Raw genomic sequence first — 14,051 nt, 5'->3', positions numbered from 1 at the left:
CGAGGGCTTTATGGCTCGTACTACACCGATCAACCGTTACCGTAATATTGGTATCGTTGCTCACGTGGATGCTGGTAAAACCACCACCACCGAGCGCGTCCTTTTTTACACCGGCAAAAGCCACAAGATGGGCGAGGTGCATGATGGCGCCGCGACCACCGACTGGATGGTTCAGGAGCAGGAGCGTGGTATTACCATTACCTCAGCTGCTATTACTGCCTTTTGGCAGGGTTCCGAGAAACAGCACAAAGACCAGTATCGCTTCAACGTAATTGACACCCCGGGCCACGTAGACTTCACGATTGAAGTTGAGCGTTCCCTGCGTGTACTCGACGGCGCGGTCGTGGTTTTCTGTGGTACTTCGGGCGTAGAGCCGCAGTCGGAAACCGTATGGCGTCAGGCCAACAAGTACGGTGTTCCGCGTCTTGTGTACGTAAACAAGATGGACCGTGCCGGTGCAGACTTCCTGCGCGTAATCGGTCAGATCAAACAGCGTCTGGGTCATACTCCGGTCCCTATCCAACTGGCTATCGGTTCCGAAGACAACTTCCAGGGTCAGATTGATCTGATGTCCATGGAGGCGGTCTACTGGAACGATTCCGACAAGGGTATGGTCCCTGTTCGCAAGCCGATCCCTGCTGAGCTGCAGGAACTGGCTGACGAGTGGCGCGGCAACATGGTTGAGGCTGCGGCCGAAGCCAACGAAGAGCTGATGAACAAGTACCTCGAAGGTGAAGAACTCACCAACGCGGAAATCAAGGCTGCTCTGCGTCGGCGTACTATCGCTGGCGAAATCGTCTTGGCTGTTTGCGGTTCTTCCTTCAAGAACAAGGGCGTTCCCCTGGTTCTAGACGCCGTGATCGACTATCTGCCGGCACCAGTGGATATTCCTGCCATCAAGGGTACAGACCCTGATGACGAGACTAACAATCTGGAGCGTCATGCAGACGACAACGAGCCGTTCTCGGCTCTGGCGTTCAAGATCGCTACCGACCCATTCGTGGGTACCTTGACGTTCGTCCGTGTGTACTCGGGCGTGTTGGCGTCCGGCGACGGCGTGATCAACTCGGTCAAGGGCAAGAAAGAGCGCGTGGGTCGTATGGTGCAGATGCACGCAAACGCTCGCGAAGAGATCAAGGAAGTGCGCGCTGGTGACATCGCGGCCCTGATCGGCATGAAGGACGTCACCACTGGTGAAACTTTGTGCAACGCTGACAAACCAATCATCCTGGTTCGTATGGACTTCCCGGAACCGGTTATTTCGGTTGCCGTAGAGCCCAAGACTAAGGATGACCAGGAAAAAATGGGTATCGCTCTGGGTAAACTTGCTCAGGAAGACCCGTCTTTCCGCGTCAAAACTGATGAAGAGACCGGTCAGACGATCATCTCTGGCATGGGTGAGCTTCACCTCGACATCCTGGTTGACAGGATGCGTCGTGAGTTCAACGTCGAAGCTAACATCGGCAAGCCTCAGGTTTCCTATCGTGAGCGAATCACGAAGAATTGTGAAATCGAAGGCAAATTCGTTCGCCAGTCCGGCGGTCGTGGTCAGTTTGGCCACTGCTGGATTCGTTTTGCCCCTGCTGACGAAGGTCAGGAAGGTCTGCAATTCGTGAACGAAGTAGTGGGTGGTGTGGTTCCTAAGGAATACATCCCGGCTATCCAGAAGGGTATCGAAGAGCAGATGAAGAACGGTGTTGTTGCCGGCTATCCGCTGATCGGCCTGAAGGCTACCGTGTTTGATGGTTCTTACCACGACGTTGACTCGAACGAGATGGCGTTTAAAGTGGCTGCTTCCATGGCGACCAAGCAACTGGCCCAGAAGGGTGGTGGTGAGTTGCTCGAGCCGATCATGGCGGTAGAGGTTGTTACGCCTGAAGACTATATGGGTGACGTGATGGGCGACCTTAATCGCCGTCGCGGCATGATTCTGGGTATGGAAGATACGGTCTCCGGTAAAGTAATTCGTGCCGAAGTTCCGTTGGGTGAGATGTTCGGTTACGCGACCGACGTTCGCTCCATGTCTCAGGGTCGCGCAAGCTACTCTATGGAATTCAAAAAATACAATACAGCGCCGTCGCACATCGTCGAAACTGTAACCAAAAAACAAGGCTGATTCAGCGCCTTTAGGCTAGGAGTTATTTGTCGTGGCTAAAGAAAAATTTGATCGTACCCTTCCGCACGTCAACGTTGGCACCATTGGTCACGTTGACCACGGTAAAACCACGCTGACCGCTGCTCTGACTCGCGTCTGCTCCGAAGTTTTCGGTTCGGCCGTTGTTGCTTTCGACAAGATCGACAGCGCTCCGGAAGAAAAGGCTCGTGGCATTACCATTAACACTGCGCACGTTGAGTACAACTCGAAGATCCGTCACTACGCTCACGTTGACTGCCCGGGTCACGCTGACTATGTGAAGAACATGATCACTGGTGCTGCTCAGATGGACGGCGCTATTCTGGTTTGTTCGGCCGCTGACGGTCCGATGCCGCAAACCCGCGAGCACATCCTGCTGTCCCGTCAGGTTGGCGTTCCGTACATCGTTGTCTTCCTGAACAAGGCTGACATGGTTGACGACGCTGAGCTGCTGGAGCTGGTTGAGATGGAAGTGCGCGATCTGCTGAGCACTTATGACTTCCCGGGTGACGACACTCCGATCATCATCGGTTCTGCTCTGATGGCTCTGAACGGCCAAGATGACAACGAAATGGGCACCACTGCCGTTCGTAAACTGGTTGAGACTCTGGACAGCTACATCCCAGATCCAGTTCGTGTTATCGACAAGCCGTTCCTCATGCCAATCGAAGACGTATTCTCGATCTCTGGTCGCGGTACTGTCGTAACTGGCCGTATCGAGCGCGGTATCGTCAAGGTTCAGGATTCGCTGGAAATCGTTGGCCTGCGTGACACCGTTGTTACCACCTGCACCGGTGTTGAAATGTTCCGTAAGCTGCTCGATGAAGGTCGTGCTGGCGAGAACTGCGGCGTGCTGCTTCGCGGCACCAAGCGTGACGACGTAGAGCGTGGCCAGGTTCTGGTCAAGCCAGGTTCTGTTAAGCCGCACACTACCTTCGAAGCAGAAGTTTACGTGTTGAGTAAAGAAGAAGGCGGTCGTCACACTCCGTTCTTCAAAGGCTACCGTCCACAGTTCTACTTCCGGACCACTGACGTGACCGGTAACTGCGAGCTGCCGGAAGGCGTTGAAATGGTAATGCCAGGCGACAACGTTAAAATGGTTGTCACCCTGATCAAAACCATCGCAATGGAAGATGGTCTGCGTTTCGCTATCCGTGAGGGCGGTCGTACCGTCGGCGCTGGCGTCGTAGCCAAAATCATCACTTAATAAGCGATGACTTGAAAAAGCCCCCGCCTAGCGGGGGCTTTTTTATTGGGTTGACACTGTAGAAGGTCGTCTATAGAATTGCGCCTCCTTTTAACGGGCGTATTGCGCTCGCTGGGAATAGCAGCCGGAGTCTGAAATCCAATGCAAAATCAGCAAATCCGTATCAGGTTGAAGGCTTTTGACCATCGCCTGATCGACCAATCCACCCAGGAAATCGTGGAAACCGCGAAACGTACTGGCGCTCAAGTGCGTGGTCCAATTCCACTGCCTACCCGTAAAGAGCGGTTCACCGTTCTGGTTTCTCCGCACGTCAACAAAGACGCGCGCGACCAGTACGAAATCCGCACTCACAAGCGCGTTCTGGACATCGTCCAGCCGACGGATAAAACCGTTGATGCGCTTATGAAGCTTGATCTTGCGGCCGGTGTGGAAGTGCAGATCAGCCTCGGCTAAGACTTGGGTCTTAGTCGTGTAACGCTCTGAAATGGGCGGCCATAGCGGGTGAAAGCCCCGTACACTCATGAGGTTTACAACATGACTATTGGTGTAGTCGGTCGTAAATGCGGTATGACCCGTATTTTCACCGAAGAAGGTGTCTCCATTCCGGTTACGGTCATTGAGATCGAGCCGAATCGCGTCACTCAGTTCAAAACCGAAGAAACCGATGGCTATCGCGCAGTGCAAGTCACTGTGGGTGAGCGTCGTGCTTCGCGTGTCACTGCTGCTCAGGCGGGCCATTTCGCCAAGGCGAACGTTGCTGCTGGTCGTGGTGTTTGGGAGTTCCGTCTCGAAGAAGGCGACTACCAGGCTGGCGATCTGATCAACGCCGAAATCTTCGCTGCTGGGCAGATGGTCGATGTGACCGGTCAGTCCAAAGGTAAGGGTTTCCAAGGTACTATCAAGCGCCACAATTTCCGTGGTCAAGATAATACTCACGGTAACTCCGTCTCCCACCGCGTCCCGGGCTCTATCGGCCAGTGCCAGACTCCTGGTCGTGTATTCAAGGGCAAAAAGATGTCCGGTCACATGGGCGCTGAGCGCGTGACTGTGCAGTCCTTGGAAGTGGTGCGCGTGGACGCTGAACGCAATCTGTTGTTGGTCAAGGGCGCCGTTCCTGGTGCTACTGGCGGCAATCTGGTTGTACGTCCAGCAGCCAAGGCTCGCGGTTAAGGGGAAGCTGACATGCAATTAAATGTAAATGACGCTCAAGCAATCGAAGTTTCCGAACTGACATTTGGCGGCGAATTCAACGAGACGCTGGTTCACCAAGCGGTTGTCGCCTATATGGCTGGCGGCCGTCAAGGTAGCAAGCAGCAAAAGACCCGTTCCGACGTATCCGGTGGTGGTAAGCGCCCATGGCGTCAGAAGGGTACTGGCCGCGCTCGTGCCGGTACTATCCGTAGCCCAATTTGGCGTGGCGGCGGTACTACTTTTGCAGCCCGTCCTCAGGATCACTCTCAGAAGCTCAACAAGAAGATGTATCGCGCAGCAATGCGTTCCATCCTTGCTGAACTGGTCCGTACTGATCGGCTGGTCGTGGTTCAGGATTTCGCTGTTGAAGCGCCGAAAACCAAAGACTTGCTGAATAAGCTGAATGACATGGGCCTGACTGATGTCTTGATCGTGTCTGACGCTGTTGACCAGAATCTGTACCTGGCTGCTCGCAACCTGCCACACGTTGATGTACGTGATGTTCAGGGTTCCGATCCAGTTAGTCTGATCGCATACGACAAAGTGTTGATCACTGTGTCGGCCGTGAAGAAATTCGAGGAGCTGCTGGGATGAACCAGGAACGCGTATTTAAAGTTCTACTTGGCCCGCACGTTTCCGAAAAGGCCACGGTTCTGGCTGACAAGAAAGGCCAGTTCGTTTTCAAGGTCGCTACCGATGCGACCAAGCTGGAAATCAAGAAGGCCGTCGAAAGCCTGTTCAGCGTGAAAGTTGAGCGAGTTACTACCCTGAATGTTCTGGGTAAGAGCAAGCGCACTGCTCGCGGTCTGGGCAAGCGTAATGACTGGAAGAAGGCAGTTATCTCCCTTCAGCCAGGCCAAGATCTCGATTTCAGCAGCAGTGCTGAGTAAGGAAGGGGTGCATCATGGCAATCGTTAAATGCAAACCGACTTCCCCTGGCCGCCGTTTTGTGGTCAAGGTGGTCAATCAGGAGCTGCATAAAGGCGCTCCTCACGCACCGCTGCTCGAGAAAAAATCGAAGTCTGGTGGTCGTAACAACAATGGCCGTATTACCACGCGTCACATCGGTGGTGGTCACAAGCAGCATTATCGTATGGTCGACTTCCGTCGCAACGACAAAGATGGCATCGCAGCCACTGTTGAGCGTATCGAATACGATCCAAACCGTACTGCTCACATTGCGTTGCTGCTTTACGCAGACGGCGAGCGTCGCTACATCATCGCACCTAAAGGTGTGAGCGCTGGCGACCAGCTGATCGCGGGTGCATTGGCTCCAATCAAGCCGGGTAACGCTCTTCAACTGCGTAATATTCCAGTTGGTAGCACTATCCACGGTATTGAGCTGAAGCCAGGCAAAGGTGCTCAGATCGCACGCTCCGCTGGTGCTTCGGCTCAGCTGATCGCTCGTGAAGGTGTCTACGTGACTTTGCGTCTTCGCTCCGGCGAGATGCGTAAAGTGCTCGCTGAATGCCGTGCAACGTTGGGCGAAGTCTCGAACTCCGAGCATAGCCTTCGTTCCCTGGGTAAGGCTGGTGCAAAGCGCTGGCGTGGCGTTCGCCCAACCGTTCGTGGTGTTGCCATGAACCCGGTTGACCACCCACATGGTGGTGGTGAAGGTCGTACCTCTGGTGGTCGTCATCCGGTATCGCCGTGGGGCTTCCCGACTAAGGGCGCGAAGACTCGTGGTAATAAGCGTACCGACAAAATGATCGTCCGTCGTCGCAAGTAAATAGAGGGATACGACAGTGCCACGTTCTCTGAAAAAAGGTCCTTTTATTGATCTTCACCTACTGAAGAAGATCGAAGTGGCGGCGGAAAAGAACGATCGCAAACCAGTTAAAACCTGGTCGCGCCGTTCAATGATCCTGCCACAAATGGTCGGTTTGACCATTGCTGTGCATAACGGTCGTCAACATGTTCCAGTTCTCGTGAACGAAGACATGGTCGGCCACAAACTAGGCGAGTTTGCCGGTACCCGCACATACCGTGGGCACGTGGCAGACAAGAAAGCCAAGCGTTAAGGGGTAAGGAACGATGGAAGTAGCCGCTAAGTTGTCGGGCGCTCGAATCTCCGCCCAGAAAGCCCGCTTGGTCGCCGACCAGATCCGCGGGAAGAAGGTGGGCGAAGCGCTCAACCTGTTGGCTTTCAGCAGTAAGAAAGCCGCCGAGATCCTGAAAAAAGTGCTGGAGTCGGCTGTAGCCAACGCCGAGCACAACGAAGGCGCAGACGTTGATGACCTTAAGGTCTCCACCGTTTTCGTCAACGAAGGGCGTTCGCTGAAGCGAATCATGCCACGTGCCAAAGGCCGTGCTGATCGCATCGTCAAGCGGTCTTGCCATATCACTGTCAAGGTTGCTGACAAGTAACGGAGTCGAAGAGATGGGTCAGAAAGTACATCCCATTGGCATTCGCCTGGGAATCGTCAAGGAGCACACCTCCGTCTGGTACGCAGACGGTCGGACTTATGCGGACTATTTGTTCGCTGATCTGAAGGTGCGCGAGTATCTCCAAGACAAACTAAAAAGCGCGTCCGTAAGCCGTATCGATATCCATCGTCCGGCTCAGACTGCACGCATCACCATCCACACCGCTCGTCCCGGCATCGTGATCGGCAAGAAAGGTGAAGATGTTGAGAAGCTGCGTCAGGACCTGACCAAGCAAATGGGTGTGCCTGTGCACATCAATATCGAAGAGATCCGTAAACCGGAGCTGGACGGTATGCTGGTTGCGCAGAGCGTAGCTCAGCAGCTGGAGCGTCGCGTAATGTTCCGTCGCGCTATGAAGCGCGCTGTACAGAACGCAATGCGCATTGGTGCCAAAGGCATCAAAATCCAAGTGAGCGGTCGTCTCGGCGGTGCTGAAATTGCACGTACTGAATGGTATCGCGAAGGTCGTGTGCCACTGCACACCCTCCGTGCCGACATCGACTATGCCAACTACGAAGCTCACACCACTTATGGTGTGATCGGTGTAAAGGTTTGGATCTTCAAAGGCGAAGTAATTGGTGGTCGCCAAGAAGAGCTGAAACCACAAGCACCAGCGCCTCGTAAAAAAGCTGCTAAGTAAGGGGTACGCCAAATGTTGCAACCAAAGCGTACGAAGTTCCGCAAGCAGATGACTGGCCACAACCGTGGCTTGGCACTGCGCGGTAGCAAAGTCAGCTTCGGCGAATATGCGCTGAAGTCTGTAGCTCGTGGTCGTCTCACCGCTCGTCAGATCGAGTCAGCGCGTCGTGCTCTGACCCGTCACGTTAAACGTGGCGGCAAGATCTGGATCCGTGTATTCCCGGACAAGCCTGTTACCAAGAAGCCACTCGAAGTTCGTATGGGTAAAGGTAAGGGTAACGTGGAGTACTGGGTTGCCCAGATTCAGCCAGGTAAAGTCCTGTATGAAATCGAGGGTGTGTCTGAAGAGTTGGCGCGTGAGGCTTTCGCCCTGGCTGCTGCAAAGCTGCCGCTCGCCACCTCCTTTGTTAAGCGGACGGTGATGTGATGAAAGCGAATGAACTTCGTGAAAAATCAGCACAGCAGCTGAACGAGCAACTGCTCGGCCTGCTGCGCGACCAGTTCAATCTGCGTATGCAGAAAGCAACTGGCCAGTTGGGGCAGTCTCACCTGCTCTCGCAAGTTAAGCGTGACATCGCTCGCGTGAAGACTGTGCTCAACCAGCAGGCAGGTAAGTAATCATGGCTGAAGCCGAAAAAACCGTCCGTACGCTGACTGGCCGTGTTGTCAGCGACAAGATGGACAAGACCATCACCGTTTTGATTGAGCGTCGCGTCAAGCACCCTATCTACGGTAAATACGTTAAGCGTTCGACTAAGCTGCACGCGCACGACGAAACCAATCAGTGCCACATCGGCGACAAGGTCACTATTTGTGAGACTCGTCCGATGGCCAAGACTAAATCTTGGGCGCTTGTTGATGTTCTCGAACGCGCTGTGGAAGTCTAAGGGCTAGGGGTCGGAGAAATTATATGATTCAGACTCAATCCATGCTCGATGTGGCCGATAACAGCGGCGCTCGCCGCGTTATGTGCATCAAGGTGCTTGGTGGCTCTCATCGTCGTTACGCTGGTATCGGTGACATCATCAAGGTAACCGTGAAGGAAGCAATTCCGCGCGGTAAGGTGAAGAAAGGTCAAGTGATGACTGCTGTTGTAGTCCGCACTCGCCACGGTGTTCGTCGCGCAGACGGCTCCATCATTCGCTTTGATGGCAACGCTGCTGTTCTTTTGAACAACAAGCAAGAGCCGATCGGCACCCGTATCTTTGGGCCAGTGACCCGTGAACTTCGTACTGAGAAGTTCATGAAGATCGTCTCGCTCGCCCCAGAAGTGCTGTAAGGAGATCCGACATGCAAAAGATTCGTCGTGACGACGAGATCATCGTGATCGCCGGCAAAGACAAAGGTAAGCGCGGTAAGGTGCTCAAGGTTCTCGCTGATGACCGTCTGGTCGTTGGTGGGATCAACCTGGTTAAGCGTCATACCAAGCCAAACCCCGCGTCGGGCGTACAAGGCGGTATCGTCGAAAAGGAAGCGCCATTGCACGCTTCTAACGTCGCCATTTTCAACGGCGCAACCAACAAGGCTGACCGCGTTGGTTTCAAAGTCGAAGAAGGCAAAAAAATTCGTGTCTTCAAGTCGACCCAAAAAGCGGTTGATGCTTGAACACTGCTAGGTAGAAGACCATGGCACGACTAAAAGAGATTTATCGGAAGGAAATCGCTCCGAAGCTTAAGGAAGAACTTAAGCTTTCGAACGTGATGGAAGTTCCGCGCGTTACCAAGATCACCCTGAACATGGGTCTGGGCGAGGCGATCGGCGACAAAAAAGTCATCGAACACGCTGTAGCTGACTTGGAAAAGATCACCGGTCAAAAAGTCGTTGTGACTTACGCTCGGAAATCCATTGCTGGCTTTAAAGTCCGCGAAGGTTGGCCAATTGGCGTTAAAGTTACCCTGCGCCGCGACCGTATGTACGAATTCCTGGATCGTCTGCTGTCGATCTCCCTGCCTCGGGTCCGTGACTTTCGCGGCCTGAATGCCAAGTCCTTCGATGGTCGTGGCAATTACAGCATGGGCGTTAAAGAGCAGATTATTTTCCCGGAAATCGATTACGACAAGATCGATGCTCTGCGCGGTCTGGACATTACCCTGACCACCACTGCACGTACGGACGAAGAAGGTCGCGCATTGCTGCGCGCTTTCAAGTTCCCGTTCCGCAACTGATTGGAGTAGTACCATGGCCAAGACGAGCATGAAAAACCGCGAGCTGAAGCGTCAGCTCACGGTCAAGAAGTACGCCAAAAAGCGTGCAGAGCTGAAGGCAATCATCGTAGATCTGAACGCAAGTCCAGAAGCGCGCTGGGAAGCCCAGGTAGCCCTGCAGAAGCAACCGCGTGATGCAAGCGCTTCGCGCATGCGCAACCGTTGCCGCTTGACTGGTCGTCCGCACGGCGTTTACCGCAAGTTCGGCCTTGGCCGTAACATGCTGCGCCAAGCAGCAATGCGTGGCGACGTACCAGGTCTGGTTAAGGCCAGCTGGTGATGTGACATTCTTGGCTCGCGGCCTTCAAATTCTTAGGAATATAAAGGCCGCAGTCCTTGAATCTGAATCAAGCCCCTTTTGGGGCTTGATTCATTTCTAGGTAGCGCCTAGAATTGCCGGCTCGCCAGAGCCCGTGTCTTCACGTGGCCAGTATTATTCGGCGTAAAGCAGTAGCCGCAAGGCTAATTATTTTTGTATCAGGAGCGTCTAGCCCATGAGTATGCAGGACCCGTTAGCGGACATGCTAACTCGTATCCGTAATGCCCAGATGGCTGAAAAGCCCGTCGTAAGCATGCCATCTTCTACGTTGAAGGTAGCTGTAGCCAAAGTTCTGAAGGACGAAGGTTACATTGCGGGTTATCAGATCAGCAGCGAAATCAAGCCGTTGCTGTCCATCGAGCTGAAGTACTTCGAAGGCCGTCCGGTCATCGAGGAAGTTAAGCGCGTTAGCCGTCCAGGCCTGCGTCAGTACAAGTCCGTCGATGAGTTGCCAAAAGTTCGTGGCGGCCTCGGTGTGTCTATCGTCTCCACCAACAAAGGTGTGATGACGGATCGTGCTGCGCGCGCCGCCGGTGTCGGCGGCGAAGTTCTTTGCACAGTGTTCTAAGGGGGGATAAGCATGTCACGCGTAGCTAAGAACCCCGTTAAGCTGCCATCAGGCGTCGAAGTCAAACTCGTCGGCCAGCAGCTTTCGGTGAAGGGTGCCAAGGGCACTCTAGACCTGAACATTCATTCGTCTGTTGAGATTGTTGAAGAAGCTGGTGAGTTGCGTTTTGCCGCTCGCAATGGCGATCAACAAACCCGCGCGATGGCCGGTACCACTCGTGCGTTGGTAAACAACATGGTCCAGGGCGTAAGCCAAGGCTTTGAGCGTAAGCTCCAGCTGGTCGGTGTTGGTTACAAAGCGCAAGCAAAAGGCACGGTGCTGAACCTGGCTCTTGGCTTCTCGCACCCAGTGGATTATGAACTGCCGGAAGGCATCACCGCTGAGACGCCCAGCCAGACTGATATCCTTATTCGGGGTATAGACAAGCAGTTGGTTGGTCAAGTGGCCGCTGAGATCCGCGACTTCCGCCGTCCTGAGCCATATAAAGGCAAAGGCGTGCGTTACGCAGACGAAGTCGTCCGTCGTAAAGAAGCCAAGAAGAAGTAGGGCATAGCAAATGACCGTCAAAAAAGTTACCCGACTGCGTCGCGCTCGCAAAGCACGCTTGAAAATGCACGAACTCGAAGTCGTGCGTCTCTGCGTGTACCGCTCTTCGCAGCACATTTATGCCCAGGTCATCTCGGCCGACGGCAGCAAAGTCTTGGCAAACGCCTCGACTTTGGACAAAGAACTGCGTGATGGTGCCACCGGCAACATTGACGCGGCCACTAAGGTTGGCCAGCTGATCGCTGAGCGTGCGAAAGCCGCCGGTGTATCGCAAGTGGCTTTCGACCGTTCTGGCTTCAAGTACCACGGCCGCGTCAAGGCGCTGGCTGATGCTGCTCGTGAAGGCGGGCTGGAGTTCTAAGTTATGTCAAATAACGACCAAAAACGCGACGAAGGTTACATCGAGAAACTGGTTCAGGTTAATCGTGTAGCTAAAACCGTCAAAGGCGGCCGTATTTTCACTTTCACCGCGTTGACCGTGGTGGGTGATGGTAAGGGCCGTGTTGGCTTCGGCCGTGGCAAGTCACGTGAAGTGCCTGCTGCGATCCAGAAGGCAATGGAAGCTGCTCGCCGCAACATGATCCAGGTTGATCTGAACGGCACCACGCTTCAGTACGCTATGAAGTCTGCACATGGCGCCTCCAAGGTGTACATGCAGCCTGCTTCGGAAGGTACTGGCATCATCGCTGGCGGCGCTATGCGCGCAGTGCTTGAAGTAGCTGGTGTGCAGAACGTATTGGCCAAGTGCTACGGTTCGACTAACCCTGTAAACGTGGTTCACGCTACGTTCAAAGGTTTGAAGGCTATGCAGTCTCCTGAGTCCATCGCTGCGAAGCGTGGCTTGAACGTCAAGGAGATCTTCTGATCATGGCTACCGTTAAAGTCACGCTGGTCAAAAGCATGACCGGCCGCATCCCTAACCACAAATTGTGCGTTAAGGGATTGGGTCTGCGTCGCATCGGTCACACTGTAGAAGTTATTGATACTCCTGAGAATCGCGGGATGATCAACAAGGCTTATTACATGCTGCGAGTCGAGGGTTAATCGATGAAACTCAATGATCTGAGTCCTGCGCCGGGTTCCCGTCGCGAGAAGCATCGTCCGGGCCGTGGTATTGGTAGCGGTTTGGGTAAGACCGGTGGCCGTGGCCACAAAGGTCAGACCTCCCGTTCCGGCGGTACCATTGCTCCGGGCTTCGAAGGCGGCCAACAGCCGTTGCATCGTCGTCTGCCTAAGTTTGGTTTCGTCTCTTTGAAGGCAATGGATCGTGCTGAAGTTCGCACCTCCGAGCTGGCTAAAGTAGAAGGCGTAATCACTGTGCAGTCTCTGAAGGATGCCAACGTGATCAACCAAAACGTACAGCGTGTGAAAATCATGCTGTCCGGTGAGGTTACTCGCGCAGTCACCCTAAAAGGTATCGCAGCCACCAAAGGTGCGCGTGCGGCTATCGAAGCAGCTGGCGGCAAGTTCGAGGAATAAATGGCTAAGCAAGGTGCTCTCTCAGCGCTCAGCAAAGGCGGGTTGTCCGAACTCTGGGCCCGGCTGCGTTTCCTGTTCCTGGCGATTATCGTCTATCGGATAGGCGCGCACATCCCAGTACCAGGTATCAATCCGGACCGGCTGGCGGAACTGTTTCGACAGAATGAGGGGACCATTCTTAGCTTGTTCAACATGTTTTCCGGCGGTGCGCTGGAGCGTATGAGCATTTTTGCACTGGGAATCATGCCGTATATTTCGGCATCGATCATCATGCAGCTCATGACCGCTGTCAGTCCGCAGCTGGAGCAGTTGAAGAAGGAAGGTGAGGCTGGCCGTCGCAAGATTAGCCAGTACACCCGCTATGGCACTGTCGTCCTGGCTCTGGTTCAAGCTATTGGCATGTCCATTGGTTTGGCCGGTCAGGGCGTAGCGTTCTCTGCAGACCTGGGCTTTCATTTCGTTGCAGTGACCACTTTTGTGGCTGGTGCGATGTTTATGATGTGGCTTGGTGAGCAGATCACTGAGCGCGGTGTTGGTAACGGTATCTCGATGTTGATTTTTTCGGGTATCGTGGCCGGTCTTCCGAGAGCGATTGGGCAGTCGTTTGAGTCTGCCCGCCAAGGTGATATCAATATTTTCGCTTTGGTTGCAATCGGTTTGCTGGCAGTGGCGATTATCGGTTTCGTGGTGTTCATTGAGCGTGGTCAGCGTCGTATTGCTGTTCACTACGCCAAGCGTCAGCAAGGCCGCAAGGTTTTCGCTGCGCAGACGAGCCACCTGCCGTTGAAGGTGAATATGGCTGGTGTAATCCCGGCTATTTTCGCGAGCAGCATTTTGCTGTTCCCTGCTTCGTTGGGTGCCTGGTTTGGTCAGTCTGAAGGTATGGGCTGGTTGCAAGACATCTCGCAATCGATCGCTCCTGGTCAGCCGTTGAATATTCTGCTGTTTAGTGCAGGGATTATTTTCTTCTGCTTCTTCTATACGGCGTTGATGTTCAATCCGAAAGACGTAGCGGAAAACCTGAAGAAGTCCGGTGCCTTTATTCCGGGTATCCGTCCTGGTGAGCAATCGGCGCGCTACATTGATGGCGTGTTGACTCGGTTGACCATGTTCGGTGCTCTCTATATGACGGCCGTGTGCTTGCTTCCCCAGTTCCTTGTGGTCGCAGCAAACGTACCGTTCTACCTTGGCGGGACCTCGTTGCTGATCGTGGTCGTGGTTGTGATGGACTTTATGTCTCAAGTGCAATCTCACCTCGTTTCGCACCAGTACGAATCCCTGATGAAGAAAGCCAACCTGAAGGGCTACGGCAGCGGCATGCTGCGCTGAAGCACCCA

The 14,051-nt window shown here is 54.1% G+C and carries 24 protein-coding genes; all 24 read left to right on the top strand.

What is annotated here, in order from left to right:
• Positions 1-10: 10 nt before the first annotated feature.
• The 24 genes from fusA to secY all read left to right on the top strand — a co-directional run bounded on the left by fusA (position 11) and on the right by secY (position 14,043).
• Positions 11-2,116, top strand: a complete 2,106-nt coding sequence (gene fusA / locus OYW20_RS23380; RefSeq protein WP_268798243.1) for an elongation factor G — start codon at positions 11-13, stop codon at positions 2,114-2,116.
• Positions 2,117-2,147: 31 nt separating this feature from the next.
• The gene (gene tuf, locus OYW20_RS23375; protein ID WP_268798242.1) at positions 2,148-3,341 is read left to right on the top strand and encodes an elongation factor Tu; all 1,194 of its coding nucleotides are present in this window, start codon (positions 2,148-2,150) and stop codon (positions 3,339-3,341) included.
• Between the two features lie 141 nt (positions 3,342-3,482).
• Entirely contained in the window at positions 3,483-3,794 is a 312-nt protein-coding gene (gene rpsJ / locus OYW20_RS23370) for a 30S ribosomal protein S10 (RefSeq protein ID WP_003186070.1), read from the top strand.
• Between the two features lie 81 nt (positions 3,795-3,875).
• Positions 3,876-4,511: a 50S ribosomal protein L3 gene (rplC, locus tag OYW20_RS23365; protein ID WP_268798241.1), complete on the top strand. Its 636-nt coding sequence runs from the start codon at positions 3,876-3,878 to the stop codon at positions 4,509-4,511.
• 12 nt (positions 4,512-4,523) lie between these two features.
• Positions 4,524-5,126, top strand: coding sequence for a 50S ribosomal protein L4 (gene rplD / locus OYW20_RS23360; RefSeq protein WP_268798240.1), 603 nt, complete (start codon positions 4,524-4,526; stop codon positions 5,124-5,126).
• Positions 5,123-5,422, top strand: coding sequence for a 50S ribosomal protein L23 (rplW, locus tag OYW20_RS23355; RefSeq protein WP_002555488.1), 300 nt, complete (start codon positions 5,123-5,125; stop codon positions 5,420-5,422). Before rplD ends, rplW begins: the two co-directional genes overlap by 4 nt.
• 14 nt (positions 5,423-5,436) lie before the next feature.
• A complete protein-coding gene (gene rplB, locus OYW20_RS23350; RefSeq protein ID WP_268798239.1) occupies positions 5,437-6,261 on the top strand; it encodes a 50S ribosomal protein L2 in 825 nt (274 codons plus the stop codon).
• 16 nt (positions 6,262-6,277) lie between these two features.
• Positions 6,278-6,553 carry a 30S ribosomal protein S19 gene (rpsS, locus tag OYW20_RS23345; RefSeq protein ID WP_002555486.1) on the top strand — a complete coding sequence of 92 codons (276 nt, stop codon included), beginning with the start codon at positions 6,278-6,280 and terminating at the stop codon, positions 6,551-6,553.
• A gap of 13 nt (positions 6,554-6,566) precedes the next feature.
• Complete coding sequence (gene rplV, locus OYW20_RS23340; protein WP_002555485.1) at positions 6,567-6,899, top strand: 50S ribosomal protein L22; 333 nt, start codon at positions 6,567-6,569, stop codon at positions 6,897-6,899.
• Between the two features lie 13 nt (positions 6,900-6,912).
• Positions 6,913-7,599: a 30S ribosomal protein S3 gene (gene rpsC, locus OYW20_RS23335; RefSeq protein WP_003176422.1), complete on the top strand. Its 687-nt coding sequence runs from the start codon at positions 6,913-6,915 to the stop codon at positions 7,597-7,599.
• A gap of 12 nt (positions 7,600-7,611) precedes the next feature.
• Complete coding sequence (rplP, locus tag OYW20_RS23330; protein WP_027898303.1) at positions 7,612-8,025, top strand: 50S ribosomal protein L16; 414 nt, start codon at positions 7,612-7,614, stop codon at positions 8,023-8,025.
• Positions 8,025-8,216 (top strand): 50S ribosomal protein L29, encoded by a 192-nt coding sequence (rpmC, locus tag OYW20_RS23325; protein WP_002555481.1) that lies wholly within the window; start codon positions 8,025-8,027, stop codon positions 8,214-8,216. Before rplP ends, rpmC begins: the two co-directional genes overlap by 1 nt.
• Before the next feature lie 2 nt (positions 8,217-8,218).
• Positions 8,219-8,485 carry a 30S ribosomal protein S17 gene (gene rpsQ / locus OYW20_RS23320; protein WP_268798238.1) on the top strand — a complete coding sequence of 89 codons (267 nt, stop codon included), beginning with the start codon at positions 8,219-8,221 and terminating at the stop codon, positions 8,483-8,485.
• 23 nt (positions 8,486-8,508) lie between these two features.
• Positions 8,509-8,877 (top strand): 50S ribosomal protein L14, encoded by a 369-nt coding sequence (gene rplN, locus OYW20_RS23315; protein ID WP_002555479.1) that lies wholly within the window; start codon positions 8,509-8,511, stop codon positions 8,875-8,877.
• A gap of 11 nt (positions 8,878-8,888) precedes the next feature.
• Positions 8,889-9,203, top strand: coding sequence for a 50S ribosomal protein L24 (gene rplX, locus OYW20_RS23310; protein WP_268798237.1), 315 nt, complete (start codon positions 8,889-8,891; stop codon positions 9,201-9,203).
• A gap of 20 nt (positions 9,204-9,223) precedes the next feature.
• The gene (gene rplE, locus OYW20_RS23305; RefSeq protein ID WP_065833639.1) at positions 9,224-9,763 is read left to right on the top strand and encodes a 50S ribosomal protein L5; all 540 of its coding nucleotides are present in this window, start codon (positions 9,224-9,226) and stop codon (positions 9,761-9,763) included.
• A gap of 13 nt (positions 9,764-9,776) precedes the next feature.
• A complete protein-coding gene (gene rpsN, locus OYW20_RS23300; protein ID WP_268798236.1) occupies positions 9,777-10,082 on the top strand; it encodes a 30S ribosomal protein S14 in 306 nt (101 codons plus the stop codon).
• A gap of 214 nt (positions 10,083-10,296) precedes the next feature.
• The gene (gene rpsH, locus OYW20_RS23295) at positions 10,297-10,689 is read left to right on the top strand and encodes a 30S ribosomal protein S8 (RefSeq protein WP_268798235.1); all 393 of its coding nucleotides are present in this window, start codon (positions 10,297-10,299) and stop codon (positions 10,687-10,689) included.
• Positions 10,690-10,701: 12 nt separating this feature from the next.
• Positions 10,702-11,235 (top strand): 50S ribosomal protein L6, encoded by a 534-nt coding sequence (gene rplF / locus OYW20_RS23290; protein WP_268798234.1) that lies wholly within the window; start codon positions 10,702-10,704, stop codon positions 11,233-11,235.
• A 10-nt stretch (positions 11,236-11,245) separates the two neighbouring features.
• Positions 11,246-11,596: a 50S ribosomal protein L18 gene (gene rplR / locus OYW20_RS23285; protein WP_037017727.1), complete on the top strand. Its 351-nt coding sequence runs from the start codon at positions 11,246-11,248 to the stop codon at positions 11,594-11,596.
• 3 nt (positions 11,597-11,599) lie between these two features.
• Entirely contained in the window at positions 11,600-12,100 is a 501-nt protein-coding gene (gene rpsE, locus OYW20_RS23280) for a 30S ribosomal protein S5 (RefSeq protein ID WP_093514287.1), read from the top strand.
• Between the two features lie 2 nt (positions 12,101-12,102).
• Entirely contained in the window at positions 12,103-12,279 is a 177-nt protein-coding gene (gene rpmD, locus OYW20_RS23275; protein WP_268798233.1) for a 50S ribosomal protein L30, read from the top strand.
• A gap of 3 nt (positions 12,280-12,282) precedes the next feature.
• On the top strand, positions 12,283-12,714 hold the full coding sequence (gene rplO / locus OYW20_RS23270; protein WP_268798232.1) for a 50S ribosomal protein L15: 432 nt from the start codon (positions 12,283-12,285) through the stop codon (positions 12,712-12,714).
• Entirely contained in the window at positions 12,715-14,043 is a 1,329-nt protein-coding gene (gene secY, locus OYW20_RS23265) for a preprotein translocase subunit SecY (RefSeq protein WP_268798231.1), read from the top strand.
• The last annotated feature ends 8 nt before the right edge of the window (positions 14,044-14,051 follow it).

Source organism: Pseudomonas sp. BSw22131, assembly GCF_026810445.1.
GTDB classification, from domain to species: domain Bacteria; phylum Pseudomonadota; class Gammaproteobacteria; order Pseudomonadales; family Pseudomonadaceae; genus Aquipseudomonas; species Aquipseudomonas huanghezhanensis.
Note: the sequence above shows the minus strand (reverse complement) of the source record. Positions and strands in the feature narration are given on the sequence as shown.

Bases quoted from the DNA above. Each gene is read 5' to 3' on its own strand.
- fusA (WP_268798243.1), top strand. From the start codon at position 11: ATGGCTCGTACTACACCGATCAACCGTTACCGTAATATTGGTATCGTT.
- rpsJ (WP_003186070.1), top strand. From the start codon at position 3,483: ATGCAAAATCAGCAAATCCGTATCAGGTTGAAGGCTTTTGACCATCGC.
- rplC (WP_268798241.1), top strand. From the start codon at position 3,876: ATGACTATTGGTGTAGTCGGTCGTAAATGCGGTATGACCCGTATTTTC.
- rplD (WP_268798240.1), top strand. From the start codon at position 4,524: ATGCAATTAAATGTAAATGACGCTCAAGCAATCGAAGTTTCCGAACTG.
- rplW (WP_002555488.1), top strand. From the start codon at position 5,123: ATGAACCAGGAACGCGTATTTAAAGTTCTACTTGGCCCGCACGTTTCC.
- rplB (WP_268798239.1), top strand. From the start codon at position 5,437: ATGGCAATCGTTAAATGCAAACCGACTTCCCCTGGCCGCCGTTTTGTG.
- rplV (WP_002555485.1), top strand. From the start codon at position 6,567: ATGGAAGTAGCCGCTAAGTTGTCGGGCGCTCGAATCTCCGCCCAGAAA.
- rpsC (WP_003176422.1), top strand. From the start codon at position 6,913: ATGGGTCAGAAAGTACATCCCATTGGCATTCGCCTGGGAATCGTCAAG.
- rplP (WP_027898303.1), top strand. From the start codon at position 7,612: ATGTTGCAACCAAAGCGTACGAAGTTCCGCAAGCAGATGACTGGCCAC.
- rpmC (WP_002555481.1), top strand. From the start codon at position 8,025: ATGAAAGCGAATGAACTTCGTGAAAAATCAGCACAGCAGCTGAACGAG.
- rpsQ (WP_268798238.1), top strand. From the start codon at position 8,219: ATGGCTGAAGCCGAAAAAACCGTCCGTACGCTGACTGGCCGTGTTGTC.
- rplN (WP_002555479.1), top strand. From the start codon at position 8,509: ATGATTCAGACTCAATCCATGCTCGATGTGGCCGATAACAGCGGCGCT.
- rplX (WP_268798237.1), top strand. From the start codon at position 8,889: ATGCAAAAGATTCGTCGTGACGACGAGATCATCGTGATCGCCGGCAAA.
- rplE (WP_065833639.1), top strand. From the start codon at position 9,224: ATGGCACGACTAAAAGAGATTTATCGGAAGGAAATCGCTCCGAAGCTT.
- rpsN (WP_268798236.1), top strand. From the start codon at position 9,777: ATGGCCAAGACGAGCATGAAAAACCGCGAGCTGAAGCGTCAGCTCACG.
- rpsH (WP_268798235.1), top strand. From the start codon at position 10,297: ATGAGTATGCAGGACCCGTTAGCGGACATGCTAACTCGTATCCGTAAT.
- rplF (WP_268798234.1), top strand. From the start codon at position 10,702: ATGTCACGCGTAGCTAAGAACCCCGTTAAGCTGCCATCAGGCGTCGAA.
- rplR (WP_037017727.1), top strand. From the start codon at position 11,246: ATGACCGTCAAAAAAGTTACCCGACTGCGTCGCGCTCGCAAAGCACGC.
- rpsE (WP_093514287.1), top strand. From the start codon at position 11,600: ATGTCAAATAACGACCAAAAACGCGACGAAGGTTACATCGAGAAACTG.
- rpmD (WP_268798233.1), top strand. From the start codon at position 12,103: ATGGCTACCGTTAAAGTCACGCTGGTCAAAAGCATGACCGGCCGCATC.
- rplO (WP_268798232.1), top strand. From the start codon at position 12,283: ATGAAACTCAATGATCTGAGTCCTGCGCCGGGTTCCCGTCGCGAGAAG.
- secY (WP_268798231.1), top strand. From the start codon at position 12,715: ATGGCTAAGCAAGGTGCTCTCTCAGCGCTCAGCAAAGGCGGGTTGTCC.